This window comes from Corynebacterium crudilactis (assembly GCF_001643015.1).
GTDB lineage: Bacteria > Actinomycetota > Actinomycetes > Mycobacteriales > Mycobacteriaceae > Corynebacterium > Corynebacterium crudilactis.
Genome location: NZ_CP015622.1, coordinates 237,459 through 259,574, shown reverse-complemented (window position 1 = coordinate 259,574; position 22,116 = coordinate 237,459). Strand labels below are relative to the sequence as shown.

Genomic DNA, 22,116 nt, shown 5'->3' with positions numbered 1-22,116 from the left:
AAAAATAAACGGACTAAAAAGGGCACAAAAAAAGAGCAGTAACCTTTCAGTCACCACTCTAGACGTTTAAGCGGATCCCGCGCACCCGTCAGAGCTCGCTGACCCTTGCTGCATTCCTGCCCTGGGGGAGTTCACAAGATAAACGCCGCACGGGATCCTGCGCACAACTCTAGCGGAAAGTCCCCAGAAAACGCCAACTGCGAGCGGATTTGAATTTTTGAACAACTTTTGTGTAATCTAATCTCCAGAACAAAGCAGCCATGCGTTGCAGCCGTTCTAGCTGGAGGATTCGACTAGCGGCCTATGTCGCTCGCCTGGAACGCGGGTTGGGAGCAATCCCTCAGGGGTTCAAATCCCCTATCCTCCGCAAATTTAACAGCCCCTCACTTTTGTGAGGGGCTGTTTTTTCGTCTCCAAGGGTTGCCGGGGTTGGATTTTTGGGGATTTCATCGATACGGGAGTTAAAAGCACTCCTCTTTTCCCCTTTAACCATCGATCTGGGTGGTCGGATTCTAGAAACCGGACACAGCGACCAAGGGAACAGAGTTTTGGGAAGTTTTTGGTCGCCTGGTCTGGTTCCCAGAACTCGGCACCAGACCAGGTGACCGAAATTTGGCCAGCCCCCTGGCTTTTGGTCACCCAGTCTGGTTTCGCTAAAAATCATCTCTGACGCCCAGAAAAAGTATCCCTCCAGAATCGCCTCTAAAGACCCCAGACATCTTCAGGCATACAAACACTCATTCGAAAATTTCGGCCCCTTAAAACGCCAGTAAACGACATTGGAATGCCTCTACCAATATCCAGTCCGCAGCAACACTTAAAACCGCCAACAAAAGGGCGACTATTTAGTAATGATCTAAATTATTTTACCCAGCAAGCATTCAGGAACTGTCCATAAATCTGATTTAGCCTATTCCTAGCAGCGTAAACATCCGAGCAGGAAAGGTTGGAGCAGATGCGTCAATTTGAAGGAAGAACACTTCCCCATCAATTAGATGATGTAGAAGATCAAGGTTTAGGCTTCGATCTGGGGACTGTGTTTTCTCGTCGGACAGTTCTGGGAGCACTTGGGCTTAGTGGCGTTGGTGTTGCACTTGCCGCCTGTTCGCCAAACAGCACAACAACTGCACCCACCACCACTACGACGACTACGCCTACATCCGAGGCAGTCACTGCATTTACTGAGCTGAAATCAGAAACTGCAGGACCATATCCAGGAGATGGGTCGAATGGTCCAGATGTGTTGGAACTTTCTGGTGTGGAGCGCCAAGACATCACCACATCGATCGACTCCGACACAGTGGCAGAAGGTGTTCCACTGACGTTGACCATGAATATTGTGGATATGAGCAAGAACAACCAACCTATGGAGGGCGCTGCAGTTTATATTTGGCATTGTGATGCTCCTGGCCGGTACTCAATGTATGACTCTGAGCTCGCAAATGAAACCTATCTGCGTGGAGTGCAAATCACCGATAAGTATGGCCAGGTTACTTTCGATACCATTTTCCCTGGTTGTTATACCGGGCGCTGGGCGCATATCCACTTTGAAGTGTTCCCAGATCGTGCCAGCATCACGGATTCTACTAATAATATTTTGACGTCACAGATTGCTCTGGATGAGACAGCAGCTGCTTCTGTCTATGCACTTGATGTTTATGGCAATTCCTTGAGCAACCTGAATAACATTTCGCTCGAATCCGACAATGTTTTTTCCGATGGCTGGGATCAGCAGATGGCGCATCTCACTGGCGATGCAACCAATGGGTTTATTGCATCGATTGATATCCCTATTGATCCCACTACTGAACAGATTCAGTCCATGGGAGGTCCTGGTGGCAACGCTCCAGGAGGCCCAGACGGCATGGCCCCGCCACAACGTCCTTAATAGATATAGGGTTCCCGGCTGAGTTTTTCAGGGTCGAAGACTTCCAATAATTGTGGGGCGGATGTGACGCCTTCGTAGCCCAGGGAGGAGGCGAGGGCGGAGAAAATCTGCGGGAGGGAGGCGTCGAGAAGCATTTCTTTAAGCGTTACGGCGCCGTCTCGCTTGGCTAGCCGCTGGCCGCGGGCGTTGAGGACAAGTGGCACGTGGATGTATTCCGGGATTGGTATGCCGAGCAATGAGCCGAGGTAGGCTTGGCGTGCTGTGGAATCAAGCAGGTCGTCGCCGCGAACTACCTGGTCAACGCCTTGATATGCGTCATCAACCACGACTGCCAAGTTGTACGCCCACCCTGGTTCCTGGCCGCCGCGGAGCAAAATGAAATCATCCACAGGTCCGGTCTGAGGTCCAAGAAGGCGGTCATAAAAATCAAACGCGGTCACCTGCGCGCGCAGACGGATGGCGGGGTGTCGGTTTTGAGTAGCCAGACTTGCCCGCTTTTCGACGCGTTCCTCCGAGGATAGATCCCTACATGTTCCCGGGTACACGCCCGGAGCTGCATGCGGGGCCCGTGAGGCTTCCTGGATGTCCCGGCGCGAGCAATAGCATTCGTAGGTGTCTAGTTTGGCAAGGGCTGTGCGGTAGGCGTCGAAGCGGGTGGATTGGTAGAGGGCGTCTCCGTCCCAGTCGATTCCCAGAGTCAAAAGGTCGGCGAGTTGGCTTTCGGCGGATTCGCGGGAGGAGCGTTGTTCGTCGATGTCTTCTACGCGCATGAGGAATTGTTTGCCTTCCGCTCGGGCGAAAAGCCATGCGAGGAGTGCTGTGCGGAGGTTGCCAAAGTGAAGGTCGCCGCTTGGCGACGGTGCGTATCTGCCTGCCATATGTCTAGGTTAGATGCTGACCTGTCGCCATTGTTCGCCTGGGATGGTTTCTGTGGAGATGACTACGCCTGGGTAGTCCTTCACTATGTGGGGGTCGATTCCTTCTAAGACCAGCAGTGGCGGGGTGCGCAGTGTAGCGCTGGCTAGTTTGAGTTTGTTGATCTGGGCGGTGTTCCACGGTTGTCCGCCGTTTTTGAGGCGTTGTTTTTGTGTGGTTTTGTCGTTGTCTAGGCCAACTTGTGCCAGTGCTGCGCTGATTTCTTCAGCTGTTGCATCGGGTACTCGGATGCTGGCTAAGCGCGATACAGAGCCGCGGCTTAAGTAGTGGTGTGTGGAAGCGATACCGATGAGCATTCTGCGTTGTTTCAGTGGCAGTTGGGATAGTTGTTGGCCGTTGACTACGCCGTCGCCTTCTTCGATCAGGGAGGATATCCAGGCGCGGGTGTCACAGGTTTCTCCGGTGAGGTGGATGCGTTCTCCTGGGCGTGCGGCAATGCCTTTGACGTTGACGCCCGGAACTCCTTCTGAGACTTTTAGTCCAGGCAGTTGCGTTTGGGTTTGTTTAAATTCGGAACCGCGTTGCAGCAAAGGAATGAGGATGCGTATTGCTGCTTTGTAGTTTTGGCGGTATTCCACTACGCGCCCTAATTCGGTCACTGGGGTGGCAAGAACGCCAAGGAGCATCATGGTTCCAGCGACTTCGCTGGGGTCCAGGTGTCCTGAGACCACGACACTGACAGTGCTCAAGGAGGCTGCCATGGCCATTAATGCGCGGGTGAAGCCGGTGGCCCAGGAACGTTTCACAGCGGCGACCACGACTCGATCAGAGTCTCGTGATACTGCGTTGACCTCACGGTTGACGCCGCCTACAGCCCACAGCATTTCGCCTGCCATCACGGAATCAGCGATGCGTGCGGCCATCCGTCCACGTTTGCTGCGCAGTTCTTGCGCTCTTATTAACGTCCACCTGGCAAGCACGGGTAAAAATGCCATGCAGATAAGCAATGGAGCAGCCACTGCCACACCGGTGCGGATATCTTGGACAAACAGTGCCACGAGCACAATCCCAATCAGGGGGATGCCGGTGACCATCGGAACAATGCCTAAGGCCAACCAATTGCGCACAGCAGTGAGATCATTGCTGGCTCTGGTGACAGTCACGCCCAAAGAGGTTGCTTTACCCGGCACGAGGGCCGCGCCGACTAATTCGCGGCGGACTTCGTGCACATAGTGTTGGCCTAAATCTTCAGCAACCACTTTTTGGATCCACTGCGCCATGCCTAAGCCCAGCGTGGTGGCCAAAAGCAGGGCGATTAATCCGCGGTCCCCATCAAGTACTGCGGCGACACTCAGCGATAAAATGATCGCCAACAATGCCTGCAGCACACCCAGGAAAGCGAGTTGGGTGAGCAGGGAGCGTCGTCGGCCAAGCCATAATTTAGGCATGGGACTTTTGTGCCGTCGCGAGCACCGCGGTCACGGTCGCTGGGTTGGTGAGGTCATAGGTTGGGATGACTGGAACGTTGAGTACTTCGGTGGCTTCTGCGGTTGCCAGAGGAGACGCTGTCATCACACCGGAGGCGGCGGCAACGTGGAGACCCGCAGCTTGTAGTTCAGAAACACCAGCCTTGGCGCCCAGTGCATCCACGGCAGAGAACACCACATGATCGATGCTGTGCTGGAACAGCTGATCGCGCAAGAGCCTGGAAGTTTCGCCCTGGTAGATGCCATCGGCGATTTCCACGATGACGGTATCTGCACCGGTATCGGCTAGTACGTTGATCATGTTGATGCTCAGCGCACGGATTTCGGCGAAGTTCAGTTTGAAAGTGGTTGGGTAACCAAAGTCAGTGAAATCGATGACGCTGTGCGCACCGGCATCGTGGTAGATCATGCGGTCATTGCCTGCGCCGGTGCCGGTGATTTTTCCGGCCGCGACTTTGTGTCCCGCAGCATCCAGGCCATTGACTAGGCATGCCAAGGTGGTGGACTTTCCGGAGTTCATGGAGGTACCAAGCACCGCAATGACCTGTGGGCGGTTCGGCTTTGCTTCCACATTCAACGGGTTTTGGTGTGCAGCAAAATCGCGCACATTGACGGTGCCGTTAGCATCGGTGAGCAGTCCCAGCGGTTCAATCTCAGTTGGCTCATCCATGCGGTCGTGCAGCGCGGTCACAGTGCCCGCGATGCCGCCGGCTGCCACCAAATGGCATGGTCCCAAATCCTCTGGCACATGCGCCAAGAACTGGTCCGCAGCGTAGCGGTTGCCATACGCCAGCATCACCAACGCGCCCTCAAACAAAATGGCTTTGCGAGATTCCGGAGTTTCCACGCGCTTGTGGTTATTAATCTGGGTTACGCGAGCAATCACCACATCGCCCGCCTTTGGCGTGCCCGCAGTTTCCAGCCAAAAATCAGAAGCACGCTTTTCGACGCCTTCCGCCACCAAGCGCGTCGTATAGCTTGCCTGAAAACGAGCAGGCAACGGCAAGACAGTGGAAGTAGTTACTGGCTGGTTGAGGGTGATAGTCATGAGGGGGATGCCTTTCGGAGAGAAGATGCTTTATCGGCTGACAATCTCTAGTTAAGACCTCCATGATGAAACCATGATGAAACAAAGATTAAAATTTTTTCATCTTCTCAAAAGTGGTTAAGGTTGTGGGCGTGCAACAACAACCAACATCACAAAAACCCCAGCCTGGGCAGGGCGCAGCCAACACACCCGCTGCGTCCGGCAACAACACATTCATTCATGTTCCGCCAAGCCTCTACCCCATTTTGCTTGCGCTTTTTGTCACCGTCTTCTTAATTTCCAATATCAATGCCACCAAAGGTGTCCAAATTGGGCCACTGATTACCGATGGTGCATTCTTCCTCTTCCCCATCGCCTATATCCTGGGTGATGTTCTTGCCGAATGTTACGGCTATAAATCCACCCGCCGCGCCATCCTCATAGGATTCGGTGTCACCATCTTGGCGGTGTTGTCATTTTATGTGGCGATCTGGCTGCCAGAAGCAAGTTTCTGGGACGGCCAAGCATCCTTCGAATCCACCTTAGGCCTAGTGCCACAAATCGTTGTCGCCTCACTCGCAGGCTATATTGTGGGCCAATTACTCAACGCGAAAGTGTTGGTAGCTATCAAAAAACGCACCGGAGAGAAATCTCTGTGGGCGCGTCTTATTGGTTCTACAGTTGTCGGCGAATTTGCAGATACTCTGCTCTTTTGTACCATCGCAGCACCGGTGATCGGCATTGCCACCGGTACTGATTTCATCAACTACGTGGTGGTGGGCTTTGTCTGGAAAACACTCCTCGAAGTGTTCCTCATGCCGATCACCTACGCAGTCATCGCGTGGGTAAAACGCCGCGAAGGATACTAAATCTTCGGTGCGTAATAACGGCCCAAGAACTCTTCTTTGAATTCATAATAGGTGCCATCATCGATGCTGGCGCGGATCTTATCCACCAATGTGATCATGAAGTGCAGGTTGTGCATGGTGCACAACGTGCCTGCCAAAAATTCCTTGGCCTTGAGCAAGTGGTGGATATACGCACGGGAATAGTTCTCGCTGGCGTAGCCGCCCACTTCTTCATCAATACCGGCGAAATCTCGCTTGAAGCGCGCACCCGTCAGGTTCATACGCCCATCCAAGGTGTACACGCCTCCGCGCCTGCCCAAACGGGTTGGCGCAACGCAGTCAAAGGTATCCGCGCCAGCTTCAATCGCCACGAACAGATCATCCGGCTCAGAAATACCCAGCAGGTGGCGTGGCTTCTCATCAGGCAGCTCATCGCACACCCAACCCACGATGGTGCCCAGGTTCTCCTTCTCCAGGGCGCCACCAATGCCGAAACCACCAAAGCCACGTCGGCCTTCATCAGCAGCCTTGCGGTCTAGATCTAACAAGCCTTGCACTGCTTGTCGACGCAAATCTTCAAACTGTGCGCCCTGCACCACGCCCCACAGGGACTGCAGTGGCTTGCCCACACGTTCCTGGGTCAAACGCTCATGCTCCAGCAAGCAGCGCTGCGCCCAACGACGGGTCCTTTCCACAGATTCAACCTGGTAATCATAGGTATCAATCAAAGTAGTCAGCTCATCGAACGCAAAGATAATATCCGCGCCCAATTGGTGCTGGATCTGCATCGAGACCTCTGGGGTGAAACGGTGCTTAGAGCCATCGATTACTGATTTGAAATCCACGCCGTCGTCGTCGACAAGCGCCATGCGCTCTTTTTTAGCCGCCTTGATGTCATTGCGCGTCAAGTTGGTGGTGTCCATGGCCAGCACTTTCTTGAAGCCCGAGCCCAAGCTCATCACTTGGAATCCACCGGAATCGGTGTAGGTTGGGCCGTTCCAGTTTTCAAACTTGGACACGCCACCAGCCTCATCCACAATATCTGGACCTGGCTGCAGGTAAAGGTGATAAGCATTGGACAAAATAGCCTGAGCGCCGGTCTCACGGATCTGTTCCGGAGTCAGCGTTTTCACAGTGGCTTTAGTAGCCACTGGAATGAACGCAGGCGTTGCAATATCACCATGAGGTGTATGAATAACACCCGTGCGACCATGCTTGCCGGGGCCCTGATCGGGAAGCCTATTGTTTAGCGTGAAGGAGAGGTCTGACATGAAACCTAAGTCTAATGCGCAGCCTGCTTCTCCTCCCATTCCTTCTCTAAAGCTGTGCCCTCAATATCTAAACTTGGCAGCAGACGATCCAACCACTTTGGCATCCACCATGTGGCACGGCCCATCAAGAACATCGACGCCGGAACAAGACCCATGCGAATGAAGAACGCATCAAAGAACACGCCCACGCCCAGCGCGAAACCGAAGATCTTAATAAACGGCAACGGCTGATCAATAAACGCCACGAATACCGCAATCATAATCAACGCAGCTGCAGTGACCACGCGAGAGCCTTGGGTAAAGCCCTCAATCACCGATTGATCCACCGCGCTGTACTTAGAACCTGGCTGCCCCTTGCCATTGTGGTGGGTGTAATGCTCACGCATACGCGTCACCAGGAAGACTTGGTAATCCATTGCCAAACCAAAAGTCACGCCAATGAGGAAGATCGGCATGAAGGAAATTAGCGGACCAGGAGTATTCACAAAACCGCCGAAACCCTCCTGCCAGAACAACACTGTGGCGCCGAAAGCAGCACCCACAGACAGCAAGAATCCCAAACCAGCCACAAGCGGCACCAGCAAAGAACGGAAAACCAAAATCAGCAGGAAAATAGCCAAACCAACAACCACAGCCAAGTAGATAGGCATCGCATCTTCTAGCTGTTCCGTGATGTCTAGCTGCACCGCAGTCAGTCCTGTAGTACCCAGAGCAACTCCGGTGGCATCTTCAATCTGCGTTTCCTGTGCACGCATCACATGCATCAATTCAGTGGTCGCAGGATCCGCAGGACCGGTATATGGCGTCACCAAAATTTGGGCTGCAGTTGCATCACCATTCACACCAATAATCTGGGCGTTCTTCACATCAATATTGGAATTATAGGTCTGCGTGACATACATGTAGGTGGCAAAACGAGCAGCCGCCTCACGATCAAAGTCACCTTCAGCTGGCTTCTGCGCCTCCACGAGTGGCTGCAGAGCAAGGGCATCCGGGTTCACGTCATGAGCATCGACGATAACAAGCAACGGTGCATTCACGCCCGCGCCGAAACCTTGTTCCATCAAATCAGCTGATTGACGCTGCGTGGTATCCAAATTGGAGGTGGAATCCGAAGGCAAAGAAAGCTCCAGGTTCATCGCTGGAATAGTCAAAGCACCAAGTCCCAGCACCACGACAGCCACCACAAGACCAGGTACCTTCTGCACAAACTGCACCCAGGTACGGCCCTTTGATCGACGATTCAGCGCCTGCTCCCAGGTGCCCTTTGGCGTGGGATTTCCACCAATGCCAGGAATCTTGCCCTTGAACGCACGCCCACCCAAAGCACCAAGCAACGCCGGAATGAACGTCAAGGCAATCAGAACGGAAACAAACACGGTAAAGGCAGCGGAAATACCCATCGCAGTGAGGAAGCCAATATCGGCGATTGCCAGAGCCACCAGCGCAATGATTACTGTCGCGCCAGCAAAAACCACGGCACTACCCGCAGTACCCACAGCCATTCCCGCAGCATCCGCTCGAGGCATCCGCTTATATTCGGCTCGATAACGCGACAAAATAAACAGCGCATAGTCAATACCCACGGCCAAACCAATCATCACAGCCAGCACTGGAGTGACATTGTTGAGCTCTGTGAATGCAGTGGCCAATACGATGGCCAAAGCACCAATACCCACGCCAATCACAGCAGTGAGCAGAGGCAAACCAGCAGCAATGAGGGAACCGAAGGTGAAAATCAAAACAATGAAGGCAATACCGATGCCAATAACTTCACTGGTTGTTTTGATCTGAATCGGATCACCGAAAGCAGCACCGCCGGCCTCCACCCGAACGCCAAGATCTTCACCAATAGCCATGGCTTCATTGATGACATCGCGGTGGCGCTCTTCGACAGACTCTGGACCGTCAACATCAATATCGAAACTGGTATAAGCAATTGTTTTATCTTCGCTCAAAATCGCCAGATTGGCCGCATCTTTCCTCGCGGTATCCTCCGGCAATCCCATGCTGGTCATCTGATCGATAACCATGGTCTCTAAATCCGCAGAGATCACTGCAGGGTTGCCGAAACGCTCTCCCCCACCAAAATCATCAAGATTAGTTTCAATATGATCCACCACCGCATCGATTGCAGTGATCATTTGTGGATCTTCAAGCGTTAAACCTTCAGACGCTTGAAAAACCAGATTGACTCCAGCAGCCGTGACGGGGTTAGTCTGATCCGGAAAATTTTCCACCAGAGACTTCGTGGCATCAATCGACGGAGTGTCATCGATGGTGAAGGTATTGCTAAAACCCTTTTGCATCGTGAGCGCGAGTCCACCGACAATAGCCAAAATAAGCAGCCACGCCGAAATCACAATCCATTTGCGATTATAAGACCATCGCCCCAACCTAAACAGCAGTTTTGCCACGGGGTTGCTTCTCCTCTGAATGTACTAATTTTTTACGCCCCACCAACTTACCCGTGGTTGCTGCCAATCCCCGAAAAATTGTTTAGATACGCTGCTTCTTCCACGACCACACAGAACCAATGACGCCCACCACAAGTGTCACAACATAAACCACAAGCAGCATTGCTGAGGTGTTATAAGAAGTGAAAAAGTCTGGCTGAACCTCATCGCTGTATATAGCTGGATCGCTCATAGTCCAGCCATATGGGACATAGCTCAGCGCTTTAATCTCTGCGAATAGGCCAGCAATCGAGGCCAAGAGAAGCGGGAAAAATACCCAAAACCACGGAAATACCCGCTCTGGCCCCGACTGTTTCCGCAGAATAGAAACACCAACCAACACAGAGACAGCAATTGCATAAAAGATCGGAATACTCATAGCCTGAGAATAATGGGGATGCATGCAGTTTTCTCAGGAAGCTGAAGAACCCTTAACTTTCATAATTTTTATTTAGTCCCTCAAAGCAGACCAACGCAGATTTTACAGACGACACCTTTTATGGGCCGTTTAAGCAGTTGAATTTTAAGAAGGTGCGCTTAATATCGTTTGAGGCCCCACAGGGCCTTAAACGCGATTCTGTGGGGCCACTTTCTCACACTCTGAAAGCAGGTTTTTAGCCTCACTTCGCATAGAGACCAAAGCACCTGATGGCTCACCTATGGATTTGGTCAAACACGACAGTGTATGGAAGTTGCCCCAACCAGATTGCTCAACACCAGCGCCAAGGGCCTGACACTTAAGGAAACCGAGCAATAGTTTTAAAAGTCAGGTTGAAGAATATGAAAAACCGGATCTTCAAGTAGTTTTAGCTACTTTCAGACCCGGTTTTAACAACTGGCGGTGGCGGGGGGATTTGAACCCCCGGTTGGGGTTTGCCCAACATTCGCTTTCGAGGCGAAGACCTTCGGCCGCTCGGACACGCCACCGCGAATCAGTGTATCGGAACGGTGACGCACCAAACAAATCCATAATGCGGCCAAAAGGATAGACGCTAATTCAGGAATCTAACGATAACCCCAGCGCCCATGATGAAAATTAGTCGTCTTTCTTGAAGGAACCCAGAACCTTGTTAGCTGCGTCCTTGACCTTCTCACCGGCGTTTTCTACAGCATCCTTGATGTCTGACTTTGCCTGATCTGCACGACCCTCATCTGCAAGAGACTCATTGTTGGTTGCCTCGCCGAAGCCTTCTTTAGCTTTGCCGGCGAGATCTTCTGCCTTGTTGGAAAAATCGCTCATGTGTTGCTCATCTCCTAAGTAGGGGTTCAGACTTTGATGACCCCAGCCTAGGAGCATGCTGAGCAAATCGCTTTCTTGTTAATACAACCGATATGAACTCGTTATCGGTGTTGGCCAAAAAATTCGGTCATAAGTTCGGCACATTCCGGCTCTAGAATCCCTCCGCTAACTTCCACTTTATGAAGCACAGCAGGGTCTCTGACCACGTCAAATACCGATCCGCAGGCACCGGTGCGCGGCTCAAAAGCGCCAAAGACGATGCGCCCAATTCGGGCGCCTACTAGAGCACCAGCGCACATGCTGCAGGGCTCTAAAGTGACCACCGCGGTGCAGTCACTCAGTCGCCAGCCGTCGGAAAAACGGCGGGCGGCTCGTCGTAAAGCAATAATTTCGGCGTGGGCCGTGGGATCGCGGTCTGCTTCTCGACGGTTCGTTGCGGTCGCCAGGATCTCCCCGGTCGGCGCGTAAATGACGGCGCCAACGGGAACGTCCCCCTCAGGGGTTTGGCGAGCAATATCCAAAGCATGGCGCATGCGGCGCTCATCGTCTTTGATGCGCGCCTGCACAGGTAAAACGCCCACTAGTCGAATCCCACCACCCGAGCCAGATCATTATCAAAACCGAGTTCTTCCGCGATGCGCAGCAATTGTTCGGAAGGATCCAAATCCATGTCATCGCAAATCACGGAAAGAACCTCCTCAGACAGCCCCAAATCCGCCAAAATATCGAAATCACCTTCTGGCCATGGATCGATGTCGTCCAAATCATCAGGGTTGATATCTGGAAGATCCGCATCGAGTTCATCCATCACCGCGGCGGCGAAATCATCGTCGACAGCCATCGGCGCATCCGAAAGGAAAAAGAATACCCTACTTGGGGTGGGACGCACCATCACAAAATATTCATCATCAACGCACAACAGCGCAAACGCCGGCCCCTCGCTACGCAGCGAGCGAACCGCATTAATAGAGGTAGAGAGCTTGGAGAAGTGATCCTCAAACTCGCGTACCTGCCATTTACCTTCAACTAAGGTAGCCGTAACTGCAAAGCTCAGGCCATCCTCTTCAGTGTTCATAGAGATAACCGTAGTAGGTATGTGCCACACTTGTCAGGTGACTACCAAAGACATTTCCCGCCCAGTATGCATCCTGGGCCTCGGCCTCATCGGCGGATCCCTCCTCCGCGACCTCCATGCAGCCAACCACTCTGTCTTCGGCTACAACCGCTCACGCTCCGGCGCCAAATCAGCCGTCGACGAAGGCTTCGACGTTTCCGCCGATCTTGAAACAACCCTCCAGCGTGCAGCCGCCGAAGATGCGCTCATCGTCCTCGCGGTCCCCATGACCGCAATCGATTCGCTTCTCGACGCCATCCACACCCACGCACCAAACAACGGCTTCACCGACGTCGTATCCGTAAAAACCGCCGTCTACGACGCAGTAAAAGCCCGCAACATGCAACACCGCTATGTGGGATCCCACCCCATGGCAGGCACCGCCAACTCCGGCTGGAGCGCATCCATGGACGGACTGTTCAAACGAGCAGTATGGGTGGTCACCTTCGACCAGCTTTTCGACGGCACCGACATCAACTCCACCTGGATCAGCATCTGGAAAGACGTCGTCCAAATGGCACTCGCCGTGGGCGCTGAAGTTGTCCCATCCCGAGTTGGCCCACACGATGCAGCAGCAGCACGAGTGTCTCATTTAACACACATCCTGGCTGAAACCCTCGCCATCGTCGGTGACAACGGTGGCGCACTGTCTCTCTCTTTGGCCGCTGGCAGCTACCGCGACTCCACCCGCGTTGCAGGCACCGACCCAGAACTCGTCCGCGCCATGTGTGAAAGCAATGCCGGCCCACTGGTCAAAGCCCTCGACGAAGCACTGGCGATCCTCCACGAAGCCCGCGAAGGCCTCACCGCAGAACAGCCAAGCATCGAGCAACTTGCCGACAACGGCTACCGATCCCGCATCCGCTACGAAGCCCGCTCCGGCCAGCGACGCGCCAAAGAATCCGTTAGCCCTACCATCACCTCATCCAGGCCAGTGCTCCGTCTCCACCCGGGCACACCAAACTGGGAGAAGCAGCTCATCCACGCTGAAACCCTCGGCGCACGGATCGAAGTGTTCTAGTTTTATCGGCTGATGATTCTCAGGCGATTCCTAATGTGAATTCGACACCAAGATTTCTTAATTTTGGCCACCATTTTGCCGAAATCTTGGTGTCGAACGTGCACAAAGTACACACCGGCGCACGCGAAAACCCCAGGCTGACTTTTTAATCAACCTGGGGTTTTATTTGTGCGCCCGGAGGGATTCGAACCCCCAACCTTCTGATCCGTAGTCAGATGCTCTATCCGTTGAGCTACGGGCGCAGTGCAGATTTTTTACCGTGTGGCGTTCTCTGCAACGACGATTACTTTACACAGCTTCAGGAAGAACAACAAACCCGCAGTTCAACGCCATTTACGTTCACTGCGGGCCTGTTAACTTTTAAAGCATGATGCCAAAGAGTGGGATCGCTACGAAGTAGGTGAAAATCGTAATGAGGATGACTGCGATGATGTTCAACCACAGACCACCCTTAACCATTTCGCCGATCTTAATGTAGCCGGAGCCGAAAGCAATCGCGTTTGGAGGCGTTGCCACTGGAAGCATGAACGCACAGGTTGCGGACAGTGCGACTGGGATGGTCAGCAGCAGAACATTCTGCTCGCCACCTGCGGTCAGTCCGATACCTACGGCGACGCCACCCATGATTGGCAGGAAGGTTGCCGCTGTTGCGGTGTTGGAGGTGAACTCGGTCAGGAACAACACCAGGACAGCAATGGCGAAGATGAGAATGAAGATTGGAAGGGCATCAAGTCCCTTAGCTAGTTCACCGATCCATAGGGAAAGTCCCGTGGTGGTAAACATCGCAGAAAGTGAAAGCCCGCCACCAAAAAGCAAGAGAACATCCCATGGAAGTTCGCCTGCAGTACGCCAATCAAGAATGCGTTCGCCGGTTTTAAAGTTAGCGGGAACGATAAACATCAGCAGGCCGGCAGCGATGCCAATGAGGGAGTCATTGATAGAGAGCTGGGAACCGGTCCAATCTAGAGTTAATGGAATGAAGACCCAAGCCAGTGCAGCTGCCGCAAAAATAACACCCACTGTGACCTGAGGTGCAGTCCACGGCCCCATTTCAGCGATTTCACGTTTGATCAGTTCACGTCCGCCAGGGATTTCTTTCATTTCTGGCTTGAATACGGTGGTCAACACAAGCCACGCGATGATGGTGAAGACGACAGCAATCGGTACACCCAGAATCATCCACTGACCAAATCCGATGTGGATATCATGCGATTCAGACATATACGCAGCAAGCAAGGCATTGGGTGGCGTGCCAATTAAGGTGCCGAGTGAACCGATGGAAGCAGCATAAGCAATGGACAGCATGAGTCCAGTGGCGAATTTCTTTTGGTTTTTCATTCCGCCCACAGTCTCAGCGGTCAGTGCCAGTACCGACATACCGATCGGTAACATAACCACGGCCGTTGCAGTGTTAGACACCCACATGGACAAAAATCCAGTTGCCACCATAAAACCCAAGACCAATTGCTTTGGCTTAGTACCAACAGCTAGCACGACCGCTAGAGCCATGCGTCGGTGTAGGTTCCATTTCTGCAGGCCAAGTGCCATGAGAAAGCCGCCCAAGAAGAGGAAGATCGTAGGGTTGGCATACGGAGCTGCCGCCTTCCCAAAGTCCACGACCTGAAAAGCAGGGAATGCAACCAACGGGATAAGTGCGGTTGCTGCTAGTGGGATTGCTTCTGTCATCCACCACACTGCCATCAAGATTGTGACTGCAGCAGTAAGACGCATCGCGTTGTTGGTGTATTCAGTTTCTGGATCGACGCCACTGGATTGCATGACGGTTTCCACGGAGTTCGAGGGGAAGAGAAGATAGACCAGGGCGGCTAGGACGAGGCCGGCAATGATGCCGGTTGCTTGTCGACGCCACTCTCGCCTGTCTCCAACGACCATTACTTCGCCCGGTGATTCTGCCGAGCCTTCTTTAATGTCAGGTGTGCTCATTGCTGAACAATCCTTTTCTGTAATTCACTCCCTTGCTTAAAGAAGGGATGGATTTTCTCACATATTCAGCCCGGTCATCAATGACCATGTAAGCCAACGAGGGAATATTAACGTTCGCAGTGCGAATTGGCAGAAAGATCACGTTCAGCCCCTCCCCCGTCAATCATCACACCTTTTAAAGGATTGGCCTGACCACTAGTTTCTTGGCGGTAGGTAAATATTACTAAGTTTTGCATTACACCCGCCCCACCCCAATGTGCAATGGTTACGCGAAGTAAAATTTTTTTAACTTTGCTCCAAATTTGATGATTAACCGCGACAGAGAAACTTCATAGAAATGCCGAAGCTGGCAGGCTGGCCAACGCGGTTAAGAACTGGAAATGGACGTCGAAAAGCAAAAATCTTTTAGATTCCAAGTACCGCCTTGGCAATTGCAAAATAGATGATGAGGCCAGTTGCATCACAAAAAGTGGAAATAAACGGATTGGAGAACACGGCAGGATCCGCGCCGATCGCCTTGGCAATAATTGGCATGACACCACCAACTGATGCAGCCATCGTGCATACCGCCAACAATGTCAGACCAATGACGGTGCCCACGGGCACGCCGTAAACAAGAGAAGCAATCAAAAATCCAACGGCACCCAACAATGCGCCTAGCATGAGGCCAACGCGGATTTCTCTGCCCAGAACTCGGAAAACATCTGATTTTCGAACGTCACCCAATGCGAGGGCACGGGTCACGGTTGTCGCAGCCTGGTTTCCGGTGTTTCCGCCCGTACCGGTGAGCAACGGAATGAACAGTGCCAGGACCACAGCTTCGGCCAAGGTGGCCTCGAAAACATCAAGAACTTGAACCGTCAAAATTGCCGACACAGCCAAAACCAGAAGCCATACGATGCGCGATTTCACCAGCTTACGAATTGGCGTGGAAAGATACGGCTGCTGGAGGGGCTCGGAACCACCACTACGCGCAGAGTCTTCTGAGTCTGCTTGCTCCACAATGTCTTGCGCATCATCGAAGGTCAGCACGCCAACAAGCATGTCCGACTCATCCACCACAGGCATCGCGACAAGGTCCAGCTGCAAAAACCAGCGAGCTGTTTCCTCCGCATCCGCGGAAGCCAAAACGGAAACCGGGCGTACCATAACCTCTGAAACTTTCAATGCAGGATCCGCAATGAACAGCTTTCGCAACGACACCACGCCGACCACCTGTCGAGCACGATTCACAATAGGTAAGGCATATATCGTTTCAGCCTCAGCAGCATGATTACGCACATGGTCTAAGACTTCGGCGACGGACATGTCGTCATAAAGCAATAAAACCTGGGGCGACATCCAACGCCCAACCGACCGCTTTGCGTAACCCAGGACCAGCTCCGTAACCTGCTTAGCCTGCGGGTCAAGGCTGCGCAGCAGCTCATCGGCTATCGACGCCGGCAGCTCATCCAGCAACGAAACGCGGTCATCCGGGTCCAGGTCCGCAAAATAATCCAACACTTCCGCATCCTGGAACGCACCAATCAAATCAGCCTGAAGGCGGGGATTCAGGGCATCGAAAACCAATAACGATCGATCTTTACTCAAAAGGCGCAGCAACACCGCACCTTCAGTAATTGGGGTTCGCTCTACCTGATCAATGACTTCCTGGATCGGCATGGCCTCCAACGTTGCAGCAACGTCACGTGCCTCACCCAGCTCCAATTCCTTCATAGCACACACCTTCTTTCGCACCAGGCCTCGTTTTTATGCGCACCTGAGCCTATCAAGAGAAATACGAGACTATGGAAAATCAAACTTAGGTCCGTACTTGAGGTTTGTATCCATGAAAACGACATTTAGTCCACTGGACAGTCAACGAATAATTCGGAGACGATAAACTTTAAGCTAGAAGCGCGCACAGAAAGCGACTCATCCAGGCCTACCACCGAAGACATGTCTGCTTCGACCCACATCCTGTCCAGCGTCATAGATAAGATACTTCTGACATAATTCAGTGATCAGCAATTTACCTCACTACTGAGGGAAGCACTCGCGCTTTCAGACTCAGCCCATGTTAAACAACTACGCGAAGCTGTAATACGACTACAGGATGCCGTGCTGAGGGGCTAGTTTTCCATGCTATTTCAACACGCTTACCCCCATCACACTCGGCAGCGTTAGGGAGGAACACCAAAACCCCAGGCAAACAGCGTGTTTGCCTGGGGTTTTACTTGTGCGCCCGGAGGGATTCGAACCCCCAACCTTCTGATCCGTAGTCAGATGCTCTATCCGTTGAGCTACGGGCGCTTTCTCGCTTGATCGAAATCAAGCTAGAGCGGAGACGAGAGGATTTGAACCTCCGGTCCCCCGTTAAGAGGACAACTCATTAGCAGTGAGTCCCATTCGGCCGCTCTGGCACGTCTCCTTAGTTCGCTCGGGCTGGCCGATAGAACCGATATGTTACAGTACCCCCTCTTGCTAAATTTCAGCAAACCTGCAGGTAAATGACTTAATCGGATGCGTGTCCATAGGGGCTAGTACTGTGTAAATCATGATTAGAGCAGATTTGGCAACTATCCCTACTTATGTCCCTGGCCGTCGTCTTGTTGATGCTACGAAGTTATCTAGTAATGAAGTTAGTTTTTCCCCTCTCCCGGCAGCAGTTGATGCGGTGACGGAGGCTACTCAGGGGGCTAATCGGTACCCGGATATGGGTGCGGTTGAGCTCCGTGAGGCTCTTGCAGAGCATTTAGAGGTTGAGTTTGACCAGGTCACGGTAGGTTGCGGCTCGTCTGCGCTGTGTCAACAGCTGGTTCAGGCAACGTGCGCTCAGGGCGATGAGGTCATTTTTCCATGGCGCAGCTTTGAGGCTTATCCAATTTTCGCGCAGGTCGCGGGCGCCACTCCTGTTGCCATTCCGCTGACTGCTGATCAGAATCATGATCTTGATGCGATGGCAGCCGCGATCACTGATAAGACCCGCCTGATTTTCATCTGCAACCCCAACAATCCTTCGGGCACCACCATCACCCAGGCGCAGTTTGATAATTTCATGGAAAAGGTTCCAAACGATGTCGTTGTTGGGCTGGATGAGGCTTATTTTGAGTTCAACCGCGCGGACGACACCCCAGTTGCCACTGAGGAAATCCACCGCCACGACAACGTGATTGGTTTGCGCACGTTCTCCAAGGCGTATGGCCTGGCGGGCTTGCGTGTTGGTTACGCCTTCGGAAACGCAGAGATCATCGCAGCGATGAATAAGGTGGCTATTCCTTTCGCGGTGAATTCAGCAGCTCAGGCGGCAGCGCTTGCGAGTTTGAATTCTGCCGATGAGTTGATGGAACGGGTGGAGGAAACCGTCGAAAAGCGTGATGCTGTGGTGGCAGCGCTTGGTGCTGCGCCGACGCAGGCCAATTTCGTCTGGCTGCCGGGCGAGGGCGCCGCTGAGTTGGCGGCTAAATTGGCCGAGCACGGCATCGTGATTCGCGCGTTCCCCGAGGGTGCGCGCATTTCGGTGACCAACGCCGAGGAAACTGACAAGCTGCTGCGCGCGTGGGAGGCCATCAATGCTGGGTAGTCTTTGGCGTTTTGCGGTGCGCACCGCAGCAGGCGCGGTGGCGTTGTGGGTGGTTATTAAGCTTATCGACGGCATCTCCCTGAGTTTTCCCACCACACCTCTCTATCAGGACGGTCAGCATGACAATCTGCTGACATTCCTGGCGGTGGCAGCAATCATTGTCGTGTTGAATGCCACGGTGAAACCCGTCTTGAAGCTGCTTGGTTTGCCGTTGACAATCATCACCTTGGGTCTGTTCTCCCTGGTCATCAACGCGGTAATCATGCTGCTGGCGGAGTATGTGTCAGATTTGATCGGTTTCGGTCTACACATTGAAACCTTCGGTGCGGCCTTCTGGGGTGCGATTGTGCTGGCGTTAGTGAACTGGGTTCTTGGCCCCATTACCGGCCTCCTCGGTGCAAAAAAGGACTAACCATGGCGGATCTGAGCATTGACCACGTATCAAGGTTTTTCGGTGATGCCACCGCCTTGAACGATGTGTCATTGACCGTCCCCTCAGGCTCCATCACCGCCATCATCGGGCCGTCCGGTAGCGGTAAAACCACGTTACTGCGTTTGCTGGCAGGCCTTGATTCACCCGATGAAGGCACCGTGAGCATTGGGAATAAGATCGCCAAGCTGGGTGACACTGCGCTGTGTTTCCAGGATTCGCCTTTGTATCCGCACCTTAATGTGAGGGAAAACGTGGCATTTCCGCTCAAGCTCAAAGCCACCAATACTGCAGATGAGGTGGTGAAAAAGCGGGTGAGTGATGTTTTGGAGATGCTCGAAATTGCTCCCCTCGCCCGCCGGAAAATTACCGAGCTCTCCGGCGGGCAAAAACAGCGCGTCGGCATTGCTCGAGCACTGGTCAGAGACGTAGAGGTTTACCTTTTCGACGAACCGATGGCCCACCTCGACCAAGCCTTAGCCCGCGATATTGTGGCCGATCTGCGCAAAATTCAACAATCGTTGGGACTGACGTTTGTATACGTCACCCACAGCAAATCCGAGGCATTCGCGCTCGCCGACCAAATTGTCGTGCTGGTAGATGGCCAAGTCGCGCAGGTTGGTGAGGCGGAGGAGCTCGTCGAAAAGCCAAAAACCCTAGAAATAGCCGAGTTCCTCTCCCCCACCGAGCTCAATGTGCGCCGGCGTGGGGACGCCGTGGAGGCATGGCGACCCGAAGACGCCCAGCTCACCCGCGGTGGCACTGCGACCGTGGAAGCCGTGACGTATTTGGGCCGCGAGTGGCTTGTGCAAACCACCGAGGGGCACGCCGTGTCGGAGGAAAAATTCGACGTCGGCGAAAGCGTCACGCTAACCCAGAAGAAGGTGTTTAGTTTCTAGCCGCCTGCAAAAGGAGGGAGCACATCCACTCGTGATGCCCCGCTGAGCGAGGCGGAAGAATCAGCCGAACGGCCATCGATAAGGAAGGTGCAGCGATCAAACACCTGCGCCAACGTCATGCCCGCTGCGGTGGTTTCAGTGTGCTGCTCACCGAGCTGTTTCAGCAGATCGCTGAGTGTAAGTTCACTTGGTGCCACAGTTTCCTGCGCCACCCCACGAGCTGCCCGAGCTGCCGCAAAATAATGAATGTCCATGTTGTTGAAACTTCCCTCTGGATTAAGTACTGAACTAATCGTAGGAAAGGCGCAGTACTTAAACAAGGAGCGTTTAATTTCCACCCAATCCCACTGAAAGTTTCCCACCCCACAGTTATGCTGATTAAGCACTGAACTTACCGTAGGAAAGGCACTCAGATGAACAAAAGTATCCGTCGAGCTCTCTACAGTTTCATCACTATTTCGGCGGGTATCTCACTCGTAGCGTGCTCTTCTTCAGACACCGCAAGCACTACCACCCAGAATGCCTCTGCTACCGAAGCAGCTGGGGTTTCCGGAACTGCTAGCGTTTTCGCTGCGGCATCTTTGACCAACGTTGCTGAGGATCTCGCGGCTGCGTTCAACGAAGACAATCCTGATGCAAAGTTGGAGTTTAACTTCGCTGGTTCTTCCGCGCTGGTTCGCCAGATCAGCGAAGGCGCACCATCTGATCTGTTCATTTCTGCGGACATCGCCAACATGGACGATGCGCTGGCACTTCCAGAATTTGCCGGCGCAACCTCGAAGGTCATCGCTACCAACAAGCTGGTGCTGGTCACCGCAGACGGCAACCCCGGCGAAATTTCAGAGCTTGCCGACGTCAAGGACTCCCTCGTTGCTATCTGCGCTCCTGAAGTTCCATGTGGAACCATCACCCACGAGGCTTTGGACTACGCAGACATCGAGTTGAACACCAGCTCTGAGGAAGCCAATGTTGCTGATGTCGCCACGAAGATTTCCACCGGTGCAGTTGATGCGGGCTTTGTTTACCAAACCGATGCTCAGTCTTTGGCTAAAACTCAGGACAACACTGTCATTGAACTCGAAGGTATCGACGCCAACGAATACCCAATGGCATTGACCACCTCCGGTGAAGACAATGAGGTAGCGAAGGCTTTCGCAGAGTTCCTCAGCAGCGATCGTGCCAAGGAGATCCTTGCCAGCTATGGTTTTGGCACAAACTAAAGCACCAAAAACAAAGACGCGTCGAAGCGAGAATCATATCCTCCCAGGGTGGCTGCTCATCCCGGCCACCCTGGCGATGCTGCTGATCATTGGACCTATTTTTGCTTTGCTGTTGCAGATCCCATGGGATAGGTCATGGGAGTTGCTTACAGCGCCGGAAGCTTTAGAAACCGCACGGTTATCTATCGGAACTGCTCTGTTTTCTACCGCACTGTGCGCAATTATGGGTTTCCCGCTGGCGTTGGCGCTGCATTTATATGAGCGTTCGCACCCCAGGGTGACATCTGTTTTGACGGTGCTGGTTTATGCTCCTTTGGTGTTGTCGCCGGTGGTGTCTGGTTTGGCGCTGACTTTTTTGTGGGGCAGGCGTGGTCTTTTAGGTTCTTGGTTTGATCAGGTTGGATTGCCGATTGCTTTTACCACCACGGCTGTGGTGTTTGCCCAGGTGTTTGTGGCCTTGCCGTTTTTCATTTCCACTGTGACTACTGCACTGCGTGGCATTCCAAAGCAGTTTGAGGAAATCGCAGCTACTGAAGGCGCAACCCGCTGGGAGATCATGCACAAGATGATCATTCCGCTGGCCATGCCTGGAATTTTCACCGGCATGATTTTGGGATTCGCCAGGGCGTTGGGCGAGTATGGTGCGACACTGACTTTTGCTGGAAATATTGCAGGTGTTACCCGCACCATTCCGTTGCATATTGAGCTTGGTTTGAGTTCCAATGACATGGATAAAGCCTTGGGAGCGGTGATTATGCTTTTGGCTGTCTATGTCCTCATCATTGGAGCCATCGGAGCGTTACGATTGTTTTCCAAGGTGAGAAAGGTTTAAT

General features: G+C 53.1%; 20 protein-coding genes, 5 tRNA genes and 1 other RNA gene. 9 read left to right on the top strand and 17 right to left on the bottom strand.

The window, feature by feature from the left end:
- Positions 1 to 65: 65 nt before the first annotated feature.
- Positions 66 to 162, bottom strand: an RNA gene (ffs, locus tag ccrud_RS01260) — signal recognition particle sRNA small type.
- A 120-nt stretch (positions 163 to 282) separates the two neighbouring features.
- Between ffs and ccrud_RS01255 the strand changes: the two genes are divergently transcribed.
- Together ccrud_RS01255 and ccrud_RS01250 are read left to right on the top strand one after the other, a co-directional pair.
- Positions 283 to 367 (top strand) — tRNA-Ser (locus ccrud_RS01255).
- 588 nt (positions 368 to 955) lie between these two features.
- Positions 956 to 1,888, top strand: a complete 933-nt coding sequence (locus ccrud_RS01250; protein ID WP_066563750.1) for an intradiol ring-cleavage dioxygenase — start codon at positions 956 to 958, stop codon at positions 1,886 to 1,888.
- Here ccrud_RS01250 and gluQRS read toward each other — a convergent pair.
- Genes gluQRS through ccrud_RS01235 form a run of 3 tightly spaced genes read right to left on the bottom strand, consistent with a single transcriptional unit; the run spans position 1,885 to position 5,299 of the window.
- A complete protein-coding gene (gene gluQRS, locus ccrud_RS01245) occupies positions 1,885 to 2,766 on the bottom strand; it encodes a tRNA glutamyl-Q(34) synthetase GluQRS (protein WP_066563749.1) in 882 nt (293 codons plus the stop codon). The genes ccrud_RS01250 and gluQRS overlap by 4 nt on opposite strands.
- Positions 2,767 to 2,775: 9 nt before the next feature.
- Positions 2,776 to 4,212, bottom strand: a complete 1,437-nt coding sequence (locus ccrud_RS01240; protein WP_099092681.1) for an ABC transporter transmembrane domain-containing protein — start codon at positions 4,210 to 4,212, stop codon at positions 2,776 to 2,778.
- Entirely contained in the window at positions 4,205 to 5,299 is a 1,095-nt protein-coding gene (locus tag ccrud_RS01235; RefSeq protein ID WP_066563747.1) for a DUF1611 domain-containing protein, read from the bottom strand. The genes ccrud_RS01240 and ccrud_RS01235 overlap by 8 nt, the downstream gene beginning before the upstream one ends.
- A 113-nt stretch (positions 5,300 to 5,412) precedes the next feature.
- On the opposite strand from ccrud_RS01235, the gene ccrud_RS01230 reads away from it, so the two are divergent.
- Positions 5,413 to 6,147, top strand: a complete 735-nt coding sequence (locus tag ccrud_RS01230; RefSeq protein ID WP_066563744.1) for a queuosine precursor transporter — start codon at positions 5,413 to 5,415, stop codon at positions 6,145 to 6,147.
- On the opposite strand, the gene tgt is transcribed toward ccrud_RS01230, so the two are convergent.
- The 7 genes from tgt to ccrud_RS01195 form a co-directional block, all read right to left on the bottom strand.
- A complete protein-coding gene (tgt, locus tag ccrud_RS01225; RefSeq protein ID WP_066569347.1) occupies positions 6,144 to 7,397 on the bottom strand; it encodes a tRNA guanosine(34) transglycosylase Tgt in 1,254 nt (417 codons plus the stop codon). The two genes, ccrud_RS01230 and tgt, sit on opposite strands and share 4 nt — an antisense overlap.
- Positions 7,398 to 7,408: 11 nt before the next feature.
- On the bottom strand, positions 7,409 to 9,814 hold the full coding sequence (locus ccrud_RS01220) for an MMPL family transporter (RefSeq protein WP_066563741.1): 2,406 nt from the start codon (positions 9,812 to 9,814) through the stop codon (positions 7,409 to 7,411).
- An 82-nt stretch (positions 9,815 to 9,896) separates the two neighbouring features.
- Positions 9,897 to 10,232: a hypothetical protein gene (locus tag ccrud_RS01215; protein WP_099092699.1), complete on the bottom strand. Its 336-nt coding sequence runs from the start codon at positions 10,230 to 10,232 to the stop codon at positions 9,897 to 9,899.
- A 457-nt stretch (positions 10,233 to 10,689) separates the two neighbouring features.
- Positions 10,690 to 10,780: transfer RNA gene (locus ccrud_RS01210), tRNA-Ser, on the bottom strand.
- A 109-nt stretch (positions 10,781 to 10,889) separates the two neighbouring features.
- Positions 10,890 to 11,093: a CsbD family protein gene (locus ccrud_RS01205; RefSeq protein WP_066563722.1), complete on the bottom strand. Its 204-nt coding sequence runs from the start codon at positions 11,091 to 11,093 to the stop codon at positions 10,890 to 10,892.
- A 101-nt stretch (positions 11,094 to 11,194) separates the two neighbouring features.
- A complete protein-coding gene (gene tadA / locus ccrud_RS01200; RefSeq protein WP_066563719.1) occupies positions 11,195 to 11,674 on the bottom strand; it encodes a tRNA adenosine(34) deaminase TadA in 480 nt (159 codons plus the stop codon).
- Complete coding sequence (locus tag ccrud_RS01195) at positions 11,674 to 12,168, bottom strand: tRNA adenosine deaminase-associated protein (protein ID WP_066563716.1); 495 nt, start codon at positions 12,166 to 12,168, stop codon at positions 11,674 to 11,676. Before ccrud_RS01195 ends, tadA begins: the two co-directional genes overlap by 1 nt.
- A gap of 37 nt (positions 12,169 to 12,205) precedes the next feature.
- Here ccrud_RS01195 and ccrud_RS01190 point away from each other — a divergent pair, with 37 nt between their 5' ends.
- Entirely contained in the window at positions 12,206 to 13,228 is a 1,023-nt protein-coding gene (locus tag ccrud_RS01190) for a prephenate dehydrogenase (RefSeq protein WP_066563715.1), read from the top strand.
- 169 nt (positions 13,229 to 13,397) lie between these two features.
- Here ccrud_RS01190 and ccrud_RS01185 read toward each other — a convergent pair.
- From ccrud_RS01185 to ccrud_RS01165, 5 genes are all read right to left on the bottom strand, one after another.
- Positions 13,398 to 13,470, bottom strand: a tRNA-Arg gene (locus ccrud_RS01185).
- Between the two features lie 118 nt (positions 13,471 to 13,588).
- On the bottom strand, positions 13,589 to 15,172 hold the full coding sequence (locus ccrud_RS01180; protein WP_066563712.1) for an SLC13 family permease: 1,584 nt from the start codon (positions 15,170 to 15,172) through the stop codon (positions 13,589 to 13,591).
- Between the two features lie 405 nt (positions 15,173 to 15,577).
- Positions 15,578 to 16,888: a magnesium transporter gene (mgtE, locus tag ccrud_RS01175; protein WP_066563709.1), complete on the bottom strand. Its 1,311-nt coding sequence runs from the start codon at positions 16,886 to 16,888 to the stop codon at positions 15,578 to 15,580.
- Positions 16,889 to 17,391: 503 nt separating this feature from the next.
- Positions 17,392 to 17,464 (bottom strand) — tRNA-Arg (locus tag ccrud_RS01170).
- Between the two features lie 29 nt (positions 17,465 to 17,493).
- Positions 17,494 to 17,582, bottom strand: a tRNA-Ser gene (locus ccrud_RS01165).
- A gap of 126 nt (positions 17,583 to 17,708) precedes the next feature.
- Between ccrud_RS01165 and hisC the strand changes: the two genes are divergently transcribed.
- Genes hisC through ccrud_RS01150 form a run of 3 tightly spaced genes read left to right on the top strand, consistent with a single transcriptional unit; the run spans position 17,709 to position 20,063 of the window.
- Positions 17,709 to 18,734, top strand: coding sequence for a histidinol-phosphate transaminase (gene hisC, locus ccrud_RS01160; RefSeq protein WP_038582141.1), 1,026 nt, complete (start codon positions 17,709 to 17,711; stop codon positions 18,732 to 18,734).
- Positions 18,724 to 19,146: a phage holin family protein gene (locus ccrud_RS01155; RefSeq protein ID WP_003857613.1), complete on the top strand. Its 423-nt coding sequence runs from the start codon at positions 18,724 to 18,726 to the stop codon at positions 19,144 to 19,146. Before hisC ends, ccrud_RS01155 begins: the two co-directional genes overlap by 11 nt.
- A 2-nt stretch (positions 19,147 to 19,148) precedes the next feature.
- A complete protein-coding gene (locus tag ccrud_RS01150) occupies positions 19,149 to 20,063 on the top strand; it encodes an ABC transporter ATP-binding protein (protein ID WP_066563702.1) in 915 nt (304 codons plus the stop codon).
- Here ccrud_RS01150 and ccrud_RS01145 read toward each other — a convergent pair.
- A complete protein-coding gene (locus ccrud_RS01145) occupies positions 20,060 to 20,317 on the bottom strand; it encodes a MoaD/ThiS family protein (protein ID WP_003863405.1) in 258 nt (85 codons plus the stop codon). The genes ccrud_RS01150 and ccrud_RS01145 overlap by 4 nt on opposite strands.
- Positions 20,318 to 20,476: 159 nt before the next feature.
- Between ccrud_RS01145 and modA the strand changes: the two genes are divergently transcribed.
- Together modA and ccrud_RS01135 are read left to right on the top strand one after the other, a co-directional pair.
- A complete protein-coding gene (gene modA / locus ccrud_RS01140; protein WP_003863407.1) occupies positions 20,477 to 21,283 on the top strand; it encodes a molybdate ABC transporter substrate-binding protein in 807 nt (268 codons plus the stop codon).
- Positions 21,264 to 22,115: an ABC transporter permease gene (locus tag ccrud_RS01135; RefSeq protein ID WP_066563699.1), complete on the top strand. Its 852-nt coding sequence runs from the start codon at positions 21,264 to 21,266 to the stop codon at positions 22,113 to 22,115. The genes modA and ccrud_RS01135 overlap by 20 nt, the downstream gene beginning before the upstream one ends.
- Position 22,116: the final 1 nt, after the last annotated feature.

Coding starts and splice junctions, on each gene's coding strand:
- gluQRS (WP_066563749.1), bottom strand. CDS start 2,766: ATGGCAGGCAGATACGCACCGTCGCCAAGCGGCGACCTTCACTTTGGC.
- ccrud_RS01145 (WP_003863405.1), bottom strand. CDS start 20,317: ATGGACATTCATTATTTTGCGGCAGCTCGGGCAGCTCGTGGGGTGGCG.
- ccrud_RS01135 (WP_066563699.1), top strand. CDS start 21,264: ATGGTTTTGGCACAAACTAAAGCACCAAAAACAAAGACGCGTCGAAGC.
- tgt (WP_066569347.1), bottom strand. CDS start 7,397: ATGTCAGACCTCTCCTTCACGCTAAACAATAGGCTTCCCGATCAGGGC.
- ccrud_RS01155 (WP_003857613.1), top strand. CDS start 18,724: ATGCTGGGTAGTCTTTGGCGTTTTGCGGTGCGCACCGCAGCAGGCGCG.
- ccrud_RS01195 (WP_066563716.1), bottom strand. CDS start 12,168: ATGAACACTGAAGAGGATGGCCTGAGCTTTGCAGTTACGGCTACCTTA.
- ccrud_RS01240 (WP_099092681.1), bottom strand. CDS start 4,212: ATGCCTAAATTATGGCTTGGCCGACGACGCTCCCTGCTCACCCAACTC.
- ccrud_RS01215 (WP_099092699.1), bottom strand. CDS start 10,232: ATGAGTATTCCGATCTTTTATGCAATTGCTGTCTCTGTGTTGGTTGGT.
- ccrud_RS01250 (WP_066563750.1), top strand. CDS start 956: ATGCGTCAATTTGAAGGAAGAACACTTCCCCATCAATTAGATGATGTA.
- mgtE (WP_066563709.1), bottom strand. CDS start 16,888: ATGAAGGAATTGGAGCTGGGTGAGGCACGTGACGTTGCTGCAACGTTG.
- ccrud_RS01180 (WP_066563712.1), bottom strand. CDS start 15,172: ATGAGCACACCTGACATTAAAGAAGGCTCGGCAGAATCACCGGGCGAA.
- ccrud_RS01150 (WP_066563702.1), top strand. CDS start 19,149: ATGGCGGATCTGAGCATTGACCACGTATCAAGGTTTTTCGGTGATGCC.
- ccrud_RS01205 (WP_066563722.1), bottom strand. CDS start 11,093: ATGAGCGATTTTTCCAACAAGGCAGAAGATCTCGCCGGCAAAGCTAAA.
- ccrud_RS01235 (WP_066563747.1), bottom strand. CDS start 5,299: ATGACTATCACCCTCAACCAGCCAGTAACTACTTCCACTGTCTTGCCG.
- hisC (WP_038582141.1), top strand. CDS start 17,709: ATGATTAGAGCAGATTTGGCAACTATCCCTACTTATGTCCCTGGCCGT.
- modA (WP_003863407.1), top strand. CDS start 20,477: ATGAACAAAAGTATCCGTCGAGCTCTCTACAGTTTCATCACTATTTCG.